Source organism: Clostridium bornimense (genome assembly GCF_000577895.1).
Classification (GTDB): Bacteria; Bacillota; Clostridia; order Clostridiales; family Clostridiaceae; genus Clostridium_AN; species Clostridium_AN bornimense.
This window is the reverse complement of record NZ_HG917868.1, coordinates 1129227-1146949: the sequence shown is the minus strand read 5'-3', so window position 1 is coordinate 1146949 and position 17723 is coordinate 1129227. Positions and strand designations below refer to the sequence as shown.

The 17723-nt window shown below is 27.7% G+C and carries 14 protein-coding genes; 3 read left to right on the top strand and 11 right to left on the bottom strand.

The genetic code is table 11. The annotated features are described in order from the left end of the window. Nucleotides 1-68: 68 nt before the first annotated feature. Complete coding sequence (locus CM240_RS05040) at nucleotides 69-1442, bottom strand: L,D-transpeptidase family protein (RefSeq protein ID WP_044037083.1); 1374 nt, start codon at nucleotides 1440-1442, stop codon at nucleotides 69-71. Between the two features lie 165 nt (nucleotides 1443-1607). Here CM240_RS05040 and CM240_RS05035 point away from each other — a divergent pair, with 165 nt between their 5' ends. Both CM240_RS05035 and CM240_RS05030 read left to right on the top strand, forming a co-directional pair. Beyond that, nucleotides 1608-1904, top strand: a complete 297-nt coding sequence (locus tag CM240_RS05035) for a hypothetical protein (protein WP_044037081.1) — start codon at nucleotides 1608-1610, stop codon at nucleotides 1902-1904. A gap of 201 nt (nucleotides 1905-2105) precedes the next feature. Then, nucleotides 2106-2711 (top strand): SAM-dependent methyltransferase, encoded by a 606-nt coding sequence (locus tag CM240_RS05030; RefSeq protein WP_044037079.1) that lies wholly within the window; start codon nucleotides 2106-2108, stop codon nucleotides 2709-2711. Between the two features lie 48 nt (nucleotides 2712-2759). On the opposite strand, the gene CM240_RS05025 is transcribed toward CM240_RS05030, so the two are convergent. The 6 genes from CM240_RS05025 to CM240_RS05000 all read right to left on the bottom strand — a co-directional run bounded on the left by CM240_RS05025 (nucleotide 2760) and on the right by CM240_RS05000 (nucleotide 9809). Beyond that, nucleotides 2760-5099, bottom strand: coding sequence for an ATP-dependent DNA helicase (locus tag CM240_RS05025; protein ID WP_044037077.1), 2340 nt, complete (start codon nucleotides 5097-5099; stop codon nucleotides 2760-2762). 112 nt (nucleotides 5100-5211) lie between these two features. Next, nucleotides 5212-7221, bottom strand: coding sequence for a pectate lyase family protein (locus tag CM240_RS17435; protein WP_156930511.1), 2010 nt, complete (start codon nucleotides 7219-7221; stop codon nucleotides 5212-5214). 185 nt (nucleotides 7222-7406) lie between these two features. After that, nucleotides 7407-7694, bottom strand: coding sequence for a DUF503 domain-containing protein (locus CM240_RS05015; RefSeq protein ID WP_044037076.1), 288 nt, complete (start codon nucleotides 7692-7694; stop codon nucleotides 7407-7409). A gap of 10 nt (nucleotides 7695-7704) precedes the next feature. After that, nucleotides 7705-8244, bottom strand: coding sequence for a DUF5662 family protein (locus CM240_RS05010; protein ID WP_044037074.1), 540 nt, complete (start codon nucleotides 8242-8244; stop codon nucleotides 7705-7707). A 95-nt stretch (nucleotides 8245-8339) separates the two neighbouring features. Further along, nucleotides 8340-8729, bottom strand: coding sequence for a ribosomal maturation YjgA family protein (locus tag CM240_RS05005; RefSeq protein ID WP_044037073.1), 390 nt, complete (start codon nucleotides 8727-8729; stop codon nucleotides 8340-8342). Between the two features lie 180 nt (nucleotides 8730-8909). Further along, nucleotides 8910-9809 carry a ComEC/Rec2 family competence protein gene (locus tag CM240_RS05000; RefSeq protein ID WP_051483698.1) on the bottom strand — a complete coding sequence of 300 codons (900 nt, stop codon included), beginning with the start codon at nucleotides 9807-9809 and terminating at the stop codon, nucleotides 8910-8912. 419 nt (nucleotides 9810-10228) lie between these two features. Here CM240_RS05000 and CM240_RS04995 point away from each other — a divergent pair, with 419 nt between their 5' ends. Then, nucleotides 10229-11308: a C40 family peptidase gene (locus CM240_RS04995; protein ID WP_044037071.1), complete on the top strand. Its 1080-nt coding sequence runs from the start codon at nucleotides 10229-10231 to the stop codon at nucleotides 11306-11308. 457 nt (nucleotides 11309-11765) lie between these two features. Here the strand turns inward: CM240_RS04995 and CM240_RS04990 are convergent, their stop codons facing one another. From CM240_RS04990 to CM240_RS04975, 4 genes are all read right to left on the bottom strand, one after another. Continuing rightward, nucleotides 11766-12632 (bottom strand): patatin-like phospholipase family protein, encoded by an 867-nt coding sequence (locus CM240_RS04990; RefSeq protein ID WP_051483697.1) that lies wholly within the window; start codon nucleotides 12630-12632, stop codon nucleotides 11766-11768. A 148-nt stretch (nucleotides 12633-12780) separates the two neighbouring features. Then, entirely contained in the window at nucleotides 12781-14175 is a 1395-nt protein-coding gene (locus CM240_RS04985; RefSeq protein ID WP_044037069.1) for a hypothetical protein, read from the bottom strand. A 163-nt stretch (nucleotides 14176-14338) separates the two neighbouring features. Continuing rightward, nucleotides 14339-16351 carry a penicillin-binding transpeptidase domain-containing protein gene (locus CM240_RS04980; RefSeq protein ID WP_044037068.1) on the bottom strand — a complete coding sequence of 671 codons (2013 nt, stop codon included), beginning with the start codon at nucleotides 16349-16351 and terminating at the stop codon, nucleotides 14339-14341. Nucleotides 16352-16413: 62 nt separating this feature from the next. After that, nucleotides 16414-17634 carry a BaiN/RdsA family NAD(P)/FAD-dependent oxidoreductase gene (locus CM240_RS04975; protein WP_044037067.1) on the bottom strand — a complete coding sequence of 407 codons (1221 nt, stop codon included), beginning with the start codon at nucleotides 17632-17634 and terminating at the stop codon, nucleotides 16414-16416. Between the last annotated feature and the right edge of the window lie 89 nt (nucleotides 17635-17723).

Genomic DNA, 17723 nt, shown 5'->3' with positions numbered 1-17723 from the left:
ATAAGATAAAATAAAGAGCTGAAGCACAATTTATTGTGATTCAGCTCTTTAAATTTACATATCACATATTAAGAATAACATATTATAGGAGTTCCTGGTTCAATATTATCAAATATTGCATTAGCTACATCATAAGGAGCATTTACACACCCATGTGATCCACTATTATAATATATATTACCACCAAAAGCTGACCTCCATGTAGCATCATGAATACCTATCCCTCCATTAAAAGGCATCCAGAAACTTACTGGTGTTTCATAATCTTCTCCTTTTAATGTTGCATTTTTTTCTTTATAATTTAATCTATAAACCCCTGTTGGTGTAGCACAATTATTGGATACATTTCCTGTTACAACATCACCTTCTGTTATAAGTTGTCCTTTTTTATAAAACCAAATATGTTGACTAGATAGATTAACCTCTACATACGTATCTCCTATATCATCAACACCACTTGAAAAAGCTGTTTGCAAATATTCAGGTTCTCTTGAAGTAACTTTCCCTTCAACTATAGCTGTTTCTAAAAATGATATTTCTCCTTCTTTATCCATAACCACTCCATAATTTCCTCCACTAACTTTTACTGTATCGCCAAGGGAAGATTTGAAGTTTCTTGTATTTCCTATTGTATTACATTCCATAGCTAACTTATCAACGTAGTTTACAATGCTATCTTTATCTAAATTAACTTTAAATTCATTATCTATATTAATCCATGTATTTATAACAGAACCATCTAAAATTTCTTCTTTTCCATTTATATTATATGTTATCTTTGAATTACAGTACTTATCTAAAATAGCTTTTGCTTCTTTAACTTCTTTAGAATCTTTTGTATACTGTGGTTTCTCATAACAATCTACTTTATCTAAATTTAAAGTACTTTTTCCATCTATTATAGCCTTTGATATGTTCTCAATTAATAAATCTTTATTAACCTTATTTCCATTAACTTTATCTACTATCTCATAACCCTTATCCCCATATTTAAATGTAGGATTTTTAGGCTCTACTATATTTTCTTCTTTAAAACAATCTAACTTATCAACTTCAGCTTTTAACAGTTCTTCATCATACTCAACCATTTCAGATATCGTTGATTCTGTTCCGTGGAATATTCCTTTTATCCATCCAAAAGGATTTTGACTTTCTTTTATTTTTTCCACTTCGTCTCCTGACTTATATTTAAGTCCTATGTCAGATCCTTTTATTTCTGATTCAAATTTATCTCTACCTTTTATTTTCAATGTATATGATTTTATTTTTTTCTCTATTTCATTATTGACCTCATCAACAGTTTTCCCTGTAGCCTTAACAGAATTTATCTTAGACCCAAAATAAAATTTATTTGTGAAGAATATTGATACACCAATATATGAGACAATAACCATAGCACTCACAATAACACTAATACACCATTTACTCATTTTAAACTTCATATATTTTACCTCACTAACTCTATTGAAATACATTACTCTTTATAAGTCTATGTTAATAATATCATATTTTTCTATTTTTTTCATTTATTTATTATATATTTATATGTGTCACCTTTAAATATTTTCCATATTATATATAGAGCAATGTTTTCTAGGAGCGAATTTATGGAAGATTATAATTTCTTGAATAACCTAAATGGAATTTCAGAATGCATAAATAATAATACAACAACAAATACAGTAAATGATCTAGCTACACTTAATGCTATGAATAATTGTAATAACTTAGGCTTAATAAATGGATTTTTTAACCAAGGTCAATCTACTATATTTTTATTAATCTTTATGTATTGGTTCACCATATTATATTATTCTAGTTACTTATTTAACATGAATAGCTATCTTGTTAATGCTAATACATGCGTATTAGAAAAAGTACTAAATAACTGTTGCAAAAAATAATTCATTAGGTGCTGCTAAATAATGAATTATTTAAGCTTACGTTTTAGTTCATATTTAAATAATTCACAAAGGGCTATCGTTAATGAAATTTAATCATTATTGCGATATCCCTTTTACTTTCATATATTATATTTAAATACTCTAATTTGTAATATATAATAAATAATAATATATATTACGAAACCTAAGGAAGAAATACAAATGAAAGATCATTATTACGAAAAATTATTAAACATAACTACTACAGGCGAACAAAAAAAATATAATGAATCTATTCATTATAATGTTTATGAACCAACATCTTATGAAGCTCTAGAAATTCTTTTTAAGGAATATTTCTTATCCGAAAATGATACTATTATAGATTTCGGTTGCGGTAAAGGACGTCTTAGTTTTTATAGCAACTACTTTTTTAGCTGCAATAGTGTTGGTATAGAAATGAATCCTTATTATCATAAGTGCGCTATAAATAATATTAAGTCTTTTAACAAAAAGCATAAAAATATCGCTAACCCTATTACTTTTATTAATACTTTAGCTGAAAAATATACTATAAATCCATCAGATAATAAATTTTACTTTTTTAATCCTTTTTCAGAACAAATATTTATAAAAGTAATTCAAAATATACTGTATTCCATAGAAGAAAGTCCTCGGACTGTAGATATAATATTATATTATCCATCTGATGATTATATATTTTATCTGGAAAATAACACATCTTTTTCATTATTATATGAAATTCCTATTGATAATTTATATAAGAAAAATAAACGCTATAAATTTTTAATATATAGGCTGTCCTAAATATAAAAAGCTGCCATGAACCTTTTATTCATAGCAGCTTTTTAATAATTAACACCATTTATTCCAAAACTCTTTACAACACTTTTTAACTTCATTACCACCTCTAACTTTAATACATGAAAGCCATTCTTCTGGAAGTAAGCTCCTATACTGATTTTTGGAATACCTAGTGTCTAATAGCAAAATTGCTCCCCTGTCCTCTTCCGTTCTTATACAACGACCTGCTGCTTGCAAAACTTTTATAATACCTGGATATATATAACTATAGTAAAACCCCTTACTCTCTTTATCAAAATAGTTTTTAATAATTTCTCTTTCAATGCATATTTGAGGCATTCCTACACCTACAATTATTACACCTATAAGTTTGTCTCCTACTAAATCTATCCCTTCAGAAAAATGTCCTCCTAATACGCAAAATCCAATATAAGTTTTTTTATTCTCCTCATTAAATAAGTCTAAAAACTTTTCTTTTTCTTCCTCGGTCATATCACTTTTCTGCATAAATATATTTATTTCTTTATGTTCACTGATTACCTTCTCATAAATAATTTTCATATACTCATAAGAAGGAAAAAAGACTATATAATTCCCTTCTTTAGAAGTTGTAAAATTCATAATATAGTCTACTATCTGAGAACTTGTTTCTCTTCTTTTTTTATAGGTAGTATCAACATTATCGCCTATCATTATAATTCTATTATCGATATTAAAAGGACTTTGCAGATTTATACTATAATCTCCTTCTTTATATCCATATATATCTTTAAAATAGTTTATCGGCATAAGCGTAGCTGAAAAAATAATTGATGATTTACATTTTTTCATTCTTTCTTGAATAACTTTAGATGGATCAACACAATAAAGTATTATATTAATTCCTTTAAAATCATACTTACTCAATGTCACATAATGTTCATCGTAATACTGTGAAATAACTATAAAATTATGAATATCAAAATATAATTGTAATAACTCTTTATTAACCTCTGACGATTTTGATAGATAATAATCACATAAAATTATAAATTCCTCTAACAACTTATGAAATTCCTTTAGTTCTTCATTTTCTATAATATAATTTTCATCTATAACTTTTAAAACTGATCCTTTATCTTTAAGATAATCAATGATCTCCTTAATAGAATTAAATAATCTTGTTCCTTTCTTTAGTGACTTTTTTACTTCTATAAATTGTTCCTCATATAATTGAGAAGAATACATAGAACGTGCTCGATCAACTAGGTTATGTCCTTCATCAATTAGGAGAGTATAATCATTTTCTTTTTCTTCAAAAAATCTTTTTAAATATACTCTAGGATCAAAAACATAATTATAATCTCCTACTATAATATCTGCTATAGAGGTTAATTCTAAGGATAATTCAAATGGACATAATTTATATTTCTCACTAATTTCATCTATAATTTTTCTATCAAAATTATTATATTCTTTGATTATTTTCTTCAAAGCTCCATTCAATCTATCAAAATAACCATTAGCATATGAACAATACTCTGGATTACAATTCATCTCATCCATCTTACAAACTTTTTCTTTTGCTGTTAATGTTACAGAACTTATCATTAGACCTCTTTTCCTCATAAAGTTAATAGTATCCTCTGCAACTTCTCTAGTAATAGTTTTAGCTGTTAAATAAAATATTTTCGATGTATGTCCCTCTCCCATAGCCTTAATTGTTGGAAACAATGTTGATACAGTTTTTCCTATACCTGTAGGTGCTCTTGCAAAACACTTTTTACTATTAATTATACTTTTATATACTCTTACCGCTAACTCTCTTTGACCTTTTCTATATTCTTTGAAAGGAAACTGCAAATTACTTATTGATTTATTTCTCTTATCTTGCCAATTAATTTTTTCATCATACCAATATTTGTATTCATCAAGTAAGCTAAAGAAAAATCTTTCTAATTCATCAACAGAATATTGATTTTTTAATATTCTAGTATATCCAGTATCTACATTGTAATAAGTTATCTGAACATAAATATTATCTATTTTATTTTCAATACAATAAATATATCCATAACACTTACCCTGTGCCCAGTGAAGCGGATTAAAATCTTCATCGATAATAAGTAAATCCCTTGTTGTTGTTTTTATTTCATCTATAGTAACTTTTTCATCTTCTATTAGTATTCCATCAACTCTACCTTCCACCTTAATATCAACATCTTCATAAGTAAATATATGAGATAACGACACCTCTGCCATGTAATTATCACCATAGGATCCCTGAACTTTTTGATGTCCTCTTATTCCTTCTAAAGCTTTTATGGAACTAACATACCTATTATCTATACTTCCTCTCCTCATAACAAACTCTACTAGATTTCGTATAGATATCTTAATCTCACTTTTCATAGCTGTTCCTCATTTTCAATATATTATATCCTATTATACATCATATATAAAAAACAAATATATAGAAAAAGCTGTCACTCTTTTTACCGTGACAGCTTTTTCATAAAAATCACTATTCAGCTAATTCAAACTTCCATTGTTGACATTTATGACCATTATATTCCCATTGTTGTACATTTGCCTTTTTTGCAGTACTTGCATCTTTTACTTCAACTACAGATTTTCCTTTTGATACCTTTGTAGCTATAGTATATCTACTATTTCCTAAACTAATAAGTTGAAATTTTTGATTATCTCCAGAATTATCTTTATAAATAGCTATATTTGCACCATTTTTGCTACTTTTCTTACTTACATCAAGAACTTTCTTTCCAGTTCCTACTTGTGATACTAATTTATAGTATCCATCACCTACATATACTACTTTAAACTTTTGAGCTTTTTCTCCATTACCTGGATGTTGTTGCACATTAGTATTATTTTCATCAATTCCATTATATACATCTAAATATTTATTACTATTAACATTTTTTATATAATATATTCCACCGTCAATTAACCCACTTGCTGTATTTTCAGTATTATTTGATGCTGTAGAAGTAACTACATAATTTGATGATTGAACTCCTGCTGATTTATATGTACTATAGTTCATTTTACTTTTAGAACTTTGTGCACCAGCATAATTTTCAGCATATTCTCTAAGCTCACTAGTTTTCATAGTTGTATATGTATAGTTATTTTTAGGTCTCCATGATGTTGCCTTAGATTTAGATGCTGTTACTGTTGGATAACTTCCTTCATCAGTAAAATATGCTGTTCCATAGTCATTAACTAATCCACTACTGTTACAATTATTAAAGTAATTTTTCTCAGAATATATATTGGCATTTGTACAAGCTGTATAACCTAATGTTGCTGATTCTATATAGTTATTATAACTATGAAAATATCCATATCTCATAAGTCCTGGAGCTCTAGTTTGAACATCTTGAAAAAAGTTATTTGATATTGTCATTCTAGGATATCCTGTATAAGTTGCTTGTGCAGATTCATCATCTGCTGGATAACCTAAGATTAAACCATATTTATGACCTGTAAACTTAGAATTAGAAACTGTAACATAATCTGCTTTAACACCTACATACATAAGTTTATCAACATCATTAGCATGTAATGACGTATTTTCAGTAAGGTCATGTCCTTCTAAAGTACAATGATCTATCCAAAAATTTGTTCCTACACTTATATAAAGTGGAATATCATTATTTTCATTTATTTCTTCTGAATGCTTTATATGTAAGTTTTTCATTATTAAATTACCAGAATTGCAAGTCTGATCTAGATAAAAATATAAATTAGTTAAAGAAACTCCGTAAGCACCAATTATTGTCTTATTTTTACCTACTTTAACTTTTGTTAATGAGCTTTTAGATATATCTTTAGTGATTACAATTGTTCTCACATCATCACCTTCGGAATACTTTTGAAATTCATCTAAAGTAGATACTGTAACAGTTTCTCCCAATACTCCACCAATAGTTCCTGCTTTATCATTTCCGTCCATATCTTTACTATATCCTGCAAAACCTTCTAGTCCCGCACTATCTAATCTCCACTTTTGATTATTAGCACCTGTATATTTTGTTAATGTAACCTGTTCTCCTTTTCCATTATTAGTTAAAACCATATTTGAATCTTTATAATTTTTTATTTTATAAGTTATATAATTTCCTAAAGAATCTTTATCTACCCCTTCTATTATCCAACACTGTTCTTGCTTATTAGCATCACCAAAAGTTATACATTTACTATTAGCTGAAACTCCCCATGATACAGTAGAAACTAGTCTTCCAGAATCCTGATTTACCAGTTTAAAATATCCACCATTAACATATGTGAATTTCCACCTTTCCTTTTGTTCCCCAGTACTACTTGCTACTTGCAATAAAGAACCATCCTGATCCCCTGAAATGGTTAATTTATAACCATCTAAAGTAGTTATCTCCATTTCTTGTATAGGATAATCTGTAGCTGCTAAAACTTCACTATTTTTCAATGGTAATAATGCTATTATCATTGATATAATTATAATACTTATAATATTTCTTTTATTTTTCATTTATAATCCCCCTTTACTATTTCCATTATAAAGGAGATTTGCATTCCATGTAAACCCATATTTTGATTTTTTTCTACATTTTCCGATTTTAAAATTACTAATTTTACATATTAAAATAGAATAAAATATTCCTTATAACTTTTTAAGGCTATATTTTAATATTTTATTAAAATATAGCCTTTATTCTAAAAAACTTCTTTTTCACATTCTATATTTGTTATTGTAGCATCAGTATTTTCTTCAATAAAAGATATTATACTCTCCATTGTAGAGTCTGCTATTGCAGCAGTGCCACAAATTGCAACTATACCTATTGCCATTTCTTTATGAATATCTTGATAATCTATTTCAGAAACAGACACATTAAACTTATTTCTTAACCGACTAATAATACTTTTAATAATCATTCTTTTTTCTTTTAACGAATGTACCCATTGAGCTCTTAAATAGACCTTAATAATTAGCACTCTCATAGTATCACCTTTATTTTAAAATTTCTTTTATATATTTTAAAGTACAAACCTCTCCCTCTGTAGCTAATTTATTAAGCAACGACTCTAATAATTCTCTAGAACTTTCGTTCATCACATAATATTCTTTCCTAGCATTGTAATACTCTAATGGACTACTATTTGTATATTGGTCTTTTAAGTAATTTTTAGATGCACACATCCTATCAATAAACATCTCAACTACATATTTATCAGGCATCTTCATTCCTTTAAGTCCTTCTTCTTCTCTTACTCCATAATCTATCCAGTACTCAAAATGATGTTTATTTCGACCTTTATGATGTAACCATGCCATAGAGTAACCTTCTTCTAACTTTTGTATTCCATTAGGACTTACAGTTCCTCTATAATACTTTATACCAGTAGAAAATTCTACCCATGTATATTTTGATAAATCATGTAAAATTCCTTGTTTATATAAACCTACCCTAAAACAATATTTCATAACTAACAATTTATGATTAGTTATTGTCTTAAAGTGTCCTATAAAATTTTTCACTTTATCTTCCATCACTTATTATCTCCACTTCATATTACCTTTAATCTACTTTTAAAAATTCGGAAAATGTACCTAATAATAGTGCTCTACTATACTATCTATATACTTTAACATTCTCTTGATGCTAAAAATAACATCTCAAAAATAACGGCAAGTACTATCCCTACTATATAGCAAATTAAATCTGTATATAAAAATCCATGACCTAATATAAGTGATCCTATAACTGTATCTCTAATATTATTTATCCATTCACTTTGATATAGCTGTAAAAATTCAACTCCATAACAAATAAGTAATGAAATCAATGATACCTTAATAACTGATATCCTTTTAAATAAAAAAACAATAATTAGATATATCATAAAAGCCCACAAAACATCTCCTATATATTTTCCAATAAATACAGGCAAAATATCTTCATAGGTTCTTGATGCCAATCCTAAAATTATAACTACAATGATACACATAAGATATGTAATTCTGTTCCTCTTCATTCCTCTTCTCCCTAGATTTTTCGATTTTTTATAAAACAAAATAAAAATTTACATTTACTATTATACTTGATTTTTAATAATATTTGTATATTTATATAAATCAAAATCAAAATTTGTAATTTTTAAGAATTAAGAGTACTGGGGTTCATTATAAAATTAATCATTATCTCAAAAGATTCACTATTTTTCTGTTTTTATAAATATATTTTTTCCATCAGATGTTACCTCTATTTCTCCTTGTTTATCTGTTCTATAGGTATCTATATCATACTTTGAAATTGTATCTACAGTTTCTTTATGAGGATGACCATAATTGTTATCTTCACCACAGCATATAATTCCATACTTCGGAGATACTGCTTTTATAAATTCATCAGTAGAAGATGTTCTTGAACCATGATGTGCAAACTTTAAAACTTCACCTTTTAAATCCTCAGAATGTTTAGCTACCACTTCTTTTTCAGCATATGATTCTGCATCTCCTGTAAATATCAATTTTGTATCACCAAAGGTTAATTTCATTATTGTTGAATAATCATTAAGATCTTCATAAACACTATCTATTGGAGAATATACATCTATAGTAGCATTAGAACCTAAGTCGAGGTGTGTTCCTTCTTTTATTGGCTTAGCTTTAATCCCCTCTTTTACTATAGCATTTAACATTGATTCAAATGCTTGAGTTGTATGTACTACTGGTGGCATATAAAATTCCTTAACATCATATCTACTAAACACCTCTGTCATTCCCCCTATATGATCTTCATGAGGATGAGTAGCTATAACTATTTCAAAATCATCAATATTCTTTTTTTCTAACTGCTCCATTAAGTGCCCTACATTACTATTAGATCCAGCATCAATTAAAATATCATAATCATTTACTCTTATATATATTGAATCTCCTTGCCCAACATCTAAAAAATACACTTTTAATTCATTATTTGTATCTCCTAGAGCTGTATCTTCAGTAAATATTGTACTAAAGCATCCTATAATTAAGAATAAAATAATAGAGATAATCTTTAATGTAAGATTTCTTTTATACTTTTTTATACTTTTCTCTTTTGTATAATCCAATTGTCATCATCCTCCTAATCTTATTGAACATTTATGTTATTTTAGTAATTATCTATAAATGTAGTATCTCCCAGCTAAATTATTTTATAGATGCTTTACCATAAAAGATTATAAAAAATTTTTATTTTTTTCATTGGAAGTTTCGATTTTTATTATTATATATTATTTAAATTATTTATATTAAATTGTATTCTAATTACATAATTCTTTTTTTATTTTATACCTTTTCTTCAAATAGTTAGATATTATATTATAATTCTACATTAAATGTAGAATTATAATATATAGTATTACCAACAAGTTAATAGAGGTATAATTGTCTCTTCATTATTTCTTCACAAATAATTATAAGAATATAATTGTAAATATTTAAATTTCATATTCAAGATATCAAAATTAATTTTTGGGGGAGATAAATAATGAAAAGGAAATATCTATCGCTTATTATAGCAGCCGCTTTATTGATTGCTATGGAAGATATGGGGGAATCAGTTAATGCAACTCCAATGTTAAGTGAGTATCAAGAAATATTAAGTAAGGTTGAAGAAGCAAATTCTAATATACAAAAATTAGATGAAAAAATAAGCAACTTACTATCTGAACAAGAAAATACAAAAGCTTCAATAAATGAAAAATCAGAAGCCATAAATAAAAAACAAGCCGAAATAGATGAAGTATATTCAATACTTAAAGAAAATGAAGACGATTTCAAAGCTAGGGTACGAGCTGTTTATAAAAATGGTAATGATTCTACCATAGAAATATTATCTAAATCAAAAACCTTAGGTGATCTTATTGAAAGAGCTGCTACTATTGAAAAAGTATCTACTTATGAAAAAGACATCATAGATAATATAAGAGATAATAAAAATAGACTAGAAAAAGAAAAATCTACTTACAATAAAGAAATAAAAAAATTAAATTCTTTAAATAAAAAATTAGCTACACAAATAACTGACACAGAAAAAGAAAAATCTAATCAAGAAAAATTATTAGCAGAAGCAAATGAACTAAAAGTTAAATATTCAACAGAATTAGCTTATATTGATAATGCTAACAACGAATTAGCTCTTAACCTAGGACAAGGTACTGCCACTATAGCATCTGCAACAGTAGCTTCAAGAGGTGGGGATACAAATAGTGCTGGTGCAATGGCAGTACTATCTGAGGCTGCTAACCATTTAGGTAAGCCTTACGTTTGGGGTGCTAAGGGCCCTAACTCCTTTGACTGCTCTGGATTTGTTCAATATGTATTTGGAAGGGTAGGTATAAATGCTCCAGCACCTACATATACACAAGAAACTTTAGGTAGTTATGTTCCAAAAGGCCAAGAGCAACCTGGAGATTTAGTCTTCTTTGGTACACCAGGAAATACTCACCATGTTGGTATCTATGTAGGTAATGGTTTGTATATACATGCACCTCAAACTGGAGATTTTGTAAAATACTCAAATTTATCTAGCGCTAGCGATTATAGTTTTGCAAGAAGAATTTTATAGAAGTAAAAAAAGCTATCGCAATAACGAATGAAACTTCGTGTGCGATAGCCTATTTTATCATGGCACAGGTTAGAAGGCACAGGGCACAAGTAATGTAGGCTAGTGAATAGATAAGAGTGAATGGTGAATAGTTAGGGTTAATTTTCCTTTAATAGGAAAATAATATAGTCCTGCGGACAGCACAGTGTTTTCATATTTACTATAGATACAGAAATTATATTATAATTCGTAACCTAAGCTTTATGAAAGTGCAACTTTCATGAGCTTTCTGTAACGACTTTTATAGAAAATTTGATCTAAGCAAGAGACATAGTCAAAATTATAACATTCAACTTAACACATAAAATTTCAGAAATTCTGCAAGAATTTCATCTATACCTGTGCCCTGTGCCATGATACTTGTTCCCTTCAAACTTACTAGGAAAAGCCACCGCACTCTTCGTGCAACAACTCCTTTTTATAACAAGCCTAGTCCTCTCTTTTTACATACATATCTATAAACTCTATCTTTAATAAGTCCCATATCATAAAAAGGTCGTATAAGTCTATAAGTATCTTCATAGCCTTGATTCATCCTTATTTCTGCATGTTTCTTATCAAAATCTAAAGTTCCCTTGATAAAATTGCCTTGTGGCTTCCTAGGTATTATTTGAAACATATTTATTCCTGGAAAATCTGTATCTCTAATTATACTATTATGACTCAAATGCACAACTATAATAGTCTTATATCCTATATCATATAATGGCTTCACTGGTATATTATCCACTATCCCACCATCTATATATCTTTTATCGTCTATAATAACATTATCATATATAACTGGTAATGCTGATGATGCTAATAAAATATCCTTAATTCTTTCCTGACTATTATTATTTATATTAAAGTATTTCACTACCTTTTTAGGTATCTCACAACAACTAATAAAACATTGTATTTTCGATTGTGATACTATATCTAAATCCACATATTCTTTCATTATTTCAAGTAATCCCTCTCTTGAAAATATCCCATTTTTACCTTTAGTTATTAAGTAATTATTAACCATAGAGGACGTTATTCCTGTTTCTAAAAGTATTTTTTTAAGAGTTTCTATCTTATCTATCTTCAATATTTTTTCATTTGATATATTACTCCATACTTCTTTAGCGATATCTATGTTATCTTGCAAAAATAACGCGGCATTTAAAGCACCTACTGAAGTACCTGCTACTGCTCCTATTTTTTTATCTATCCCAAACTCCCTTAAAGCCTTCCAAACACCTATTTGATAAGATCCCTTTCCTCCCCCTCCTGATAATACTAATGCAATTCCATCCATACTAACTCCAACTAAATAATATTGTTCCCTAATCAAAATATTCAAGACATCATTACTTAGTGATAAAAAATAATTATTGTATTACATATAATTAAAATATGCAGATTACTTACTATATATTTTTATATAATAAATAATCTGCATACATTTAAATCCTATTTTCTTCTACATCTTCTATAGATCTAGTACCGTTATTAGTTATGAACCTCCAAGCCTCTCTCTCACTTCTCTCTTGTAAATCCTCAATAATATCATTTCCTTTTTCTATAGTCTTTGATATTATTCTAATTAAAGCATTTTTTTCTTCCTTTGGCAATGTTTTTAATGCTTTAACCCTTACTTCATACCTTTTAGCTCTCTCTAATAGTATTCTATGTCTCTTAATAATCTTCTCAGATCTATTTACGATATATCTTATTTTTTCCTCTTTTACCTTCTTAGTCCTTACATCAAGGTTTCTTATCTTAGCTATTCCTCTCTTCATACTTTCTTGATCTAAAAAAACTAGTGTATTATAATATCTTTCAACAATTTTTCTATCTTCTGACTCAATTGTTTCAACTAATTTTTCACTAAGTTCTAGTATATGTTTATCCTTTATTATGGTTTTATAATCACCATTTCTTATTTCCTCAATAATTTCTTTATAATCACTTTCACTTCCTGTTTTAATTTTATTTTCAATATCTTGTATTCTCTTTAATTCATCTTTAGCTACTTCTGCCTCCTCTAAAGTATCAAAAACTATTCCATCAACTGTTCTTTCCTCTTTTTCCTTAGACTTTTCTTCTGACATATCTATAGCTAAAAATTCAATTATTTCATATATATCCTTTTTACTAGCTTCTCCAGAATTCATCAAATACATATATAATTCTTTATTATAAGGATTTTTCTCTATTATTTCCTTTACAACTATTTCTTCTTTTTCTTTTGGAATTAATCCATCTCTAAAATTATTAAGTAAAGCAAGAGATAATTTTTCCTCTTCTTCCATTACATATTTTGCTATATACTCTTTTCCATTTTCTCTCATAGCATCTACTAAACTATAATGAATCTTAAATACATTGTCTTCTATAGCATTAGATAGACTTTCTAATATTTCTTGAATGTAATTATTTTTTCCATAATTATCACCTATAACGTTACCTACAGAATTTATTATAGATTGAGCAACTTCTTTTATATTAGATCCTTTACTGATAAAGTTAAAGCTAATTATATCGGTGAAATCTTTATTTAAAGTACAAAACTTATCATAATATTTTTCTATAAAGGTATCTTTATCAATTCCCATAATATCATTATTTATTAAATATTTAATAGCCACTTCAACATTTTTTAATATTATGTCATTTCCTTTTTCCAATGCTTTCTCTTTTATATCCTGTATTGTCATGGATTCTTTAAAAAATGCATCATTAAATTCAACAGCAGCATTTTTTGACAACTCCATATACTGTCTTTTTAATTCATTATATTTTACAAAATCATCTTTAAATCCTATACTATATTTACCCAAAATAAAGCACTTTTGCAAACTCCTCACCCCATAACTTCTGTTTATATTAATAATATTATTAATATAAATAAATTATTCCTAAACATAATAAGTAATAGTAAATATGTATGAGGTTAAAATCGTTAAAAATAGGACTTAAGCACAATATTGGTTTATTTATTGTACATCAAGTCCTTTGTTTTTATTTTACTGTCTCTAATGCTGTCTTAACTTTTGGAATAACATAATGACTTCCGCCTTTATCTTTAACATCTTCGATCATAGATACTACCAATAGATTATTATTATCTTTATTTGTAGTCATAGCTGCAAACCATCCAAGCTCAGTTCCTTCAGTATCATCTTGAGTTTTCTTTATTTCTGCAGTACCTGTTTTTGCAGCTATAGTAAGACCATCTATCTTCGCCTCACTTGCAGTTCCTGCTGGATCTTCTACAACAGATACCATTGTATTTAATACTGTAGACGCAGTATCTTTTGTCATAATATTTTCTTTCCATACTTTTGATGTTTCTCCACTATCTAATGTTGGCATTATCATATTTCCGTCATTTAAAAATGCTGTATATATAGAAGCTAAATGTATTGGATTTACTAAAAGTTTTCCTTGTCCATATCCTGTATCTGCTAATTGAATATCATCTTTAAACTTATCATCATCTGCAAATTGAGATGAGTATAATCCATATTTAAATGGTATTTTTTCTCCAAATCCCATTTTAGTTAAATCTGTAGCAAAACTATCCTTTCCAACATCTAATGCAACTTGAGCAAAATAGATGTTGTCTGAATATACCATAGCCTTTGTTAAGTTTGTGGTTGAACCATAATCTGTGACTCTAGTTATTGAATAATCCCCCCAACTATCATCCTTCTTCCAACTCTTACCACTTATATTTTTAGTTCCATCAGCATCAATGGCCTTATTTTCTAACCCTATAGCTGCTGTTATTGGTTTAAAAGAAGATCCTGGAGCAAATGTACCTTGAAATCTGTTATACAAAGGCTTATTTTCATCATTATTTAATTCTTCCCACTTATTATTTGATATTCCTAAAATAAAATCGTTAGGATCATAAGATGGTGTACTTACCATTGCTAATACTTCTCCAGTGTTAGGATTCATTGCTACCGCAAACCCTTTATCACTTTCTAATTGACTATATAATAGTTTTTGCATACTACTATCGATAGTAACAGTAACATCTTTTCCATCATTAAGTTCTGTCGATGCTATTTCACTTTTCTTTTCACCATTTTTGTCTTCAATATATATTTCTACACCATCAGTTCCTCTTAAGGTATCTTCATAAGCTTTTTCTAATCCTACTTTTCCAATTACGGAACTTGATGAATAACCTTTATCCTTATTTTTTTCAAGTTCTTCTGCTGTAATATTTTGAACATATCCAGTTAAATGTGCCGCTTCAACGCCTAATGGATATACCCTAGCTTTTTTATCATTAAGCATTATTCCAGGTATCTCAAGTAGCTGATCAACCCTTTCATCTGATGATGAAATATCTTTTATAGGAACAAAAGTATCATCTTGTACATAAGATGCAGTAATTTCAGTATTTATATATTCTTCACTTACCTCTAAAAGCTCTGAAATCTTTTTAATATTATCCTCTTTTGCATCTCCTAACTTTCCTGGTACAATACCAACTTCATTAATATAGCCATCTTCCGCTAAAACATTCCCATTTTTATCTAAAATGCTACCTCTTTTGGCTTGTTCATCATTAACTCTTACTTTATCATCACTGCTCAAGTCAGGAAAAATCATTTTTGAAGACCACTCTATTCCTTCATCTTTCTTTACTACTACAGTATTTTTAAATTTCACTTCTCCAGCAATTGTATTCATTGTAGATTCATAAGTAATATCATAGTTTGAACCATCTTTTTTTACTTTTAAAACCTTATTTTTAATATTTGTTGCTTCAATACCTTCATATATATTCTTGTTTCTTTTTATAAAATCTTCTTTAGATATATTACCTTGACTTTCCTTTGTTATTTTAGAATACATTTCTTCGTATTTTTTATCATTAATTAATGAAGTATATTCTTCTAATGCTTTTTCTGGATTATACTTATTTTTGTTAACAAAAAAAATAGTACCACCTACAGCTAATGCTATAACTAATATTCCCGATATAGCTATTGCTATTTTCGCTCCTTTTTTCATTTACCTTCTTCCCCCTATTAGTTACTTCAAATATATTATACCATATAATAACATTATTTTATTTAATTTGTAATCACTTTTGTACTATTACCAGCTAAATATCCTGTTGAAAATGCAATTTGTAAATTATATCCCCCTGTTTCTGCATCTACATCAATCACTTCTCCTGCAAAATATAAATTTTTTATGATTTTTGACTCCATTGTCGATGCATTAATCTCTTTTACTTTAACTCCACCACTAGTTACCATAGCACCTTTTATACTTATAGTTTCTATAATAGTTAATCTCATCTCTTTTATATAATTAATAACCCTATTTTCATCTTCTTTTTTTAGCTCACTTGCTTTTGTCTCAAGTAATCCCACCATACCTAAAATCTCTTTTAGGAAATTCTGTGGCAATATTCCCTTTAAATTGTTAATTAAGCTTTTATTTAAGTTTGATTTCATTTGCTTTGATAATTTTTCCCTGCTCCACTCTTCTAAAAAGTCTAATGTAATCTCCACTTCTCCATCCTTCAATGCCTTATTAATATAAGAAGATAATTTTAAAACACCAGGCCCTGATATCCCAAAGTGCGTAAAAATCATATCCCCTTTTACTTCTATCTTCTTTTTCTTTAGCTTTGTAGTAAAAACTACTTCCTTCATTGATACTCCTTGCAGATTCTTTACAAACCCTTCTTTTGTAACTAATGGAATTAATGCAGGATATAATGGTGCAATGCCATGACCATAGTCTTCTAGTATTTTATACATTGATCCATCTGATCCTGTAGCAGGAACACTTTTTCCTCCTGTAGTAACAATGACTTTTTCTCCTAAAATTTTATTTCCATCTTCCGTTACTACACCTTTTATACTTTTTTCTTCCACTATTAAGTCTACAACTTTTGTACCATACATAACTTTAACTTTATTTTTTTCTAAATCCTTTTTTAAAATTTCAATTACTTCATCAGCTTTATCACTCATAGTATAAACTTTTTCATCATATTCTACTTTATATCTCAATCCTCTATCAGTGAAATACTTCAATAAATCTTCATTTGTAAAAGTATAAAAGGCACTATACAAGAATTTATTATTTGTTACTACTTTATCAAAGAATTCTTCTATATATCTATTATTAGTTATATTACATCTTCCACCACCAGTTAATTTAAGCTTTTTACCTAATTCGTCATTTCTTTCTATTAATAATACTTCATTATATTTAGCTGCTTCCAATGCAGCCATAATTCCTGCTGGTCCACCACCAATAACTATTACTTTTGGCATATTTTTTCTCCTTAATTATATAATAATTTCTTAACTTATTTTATATCATTTTTTTATATCTATCTATTACTAATTGTTTAAATTCAGTT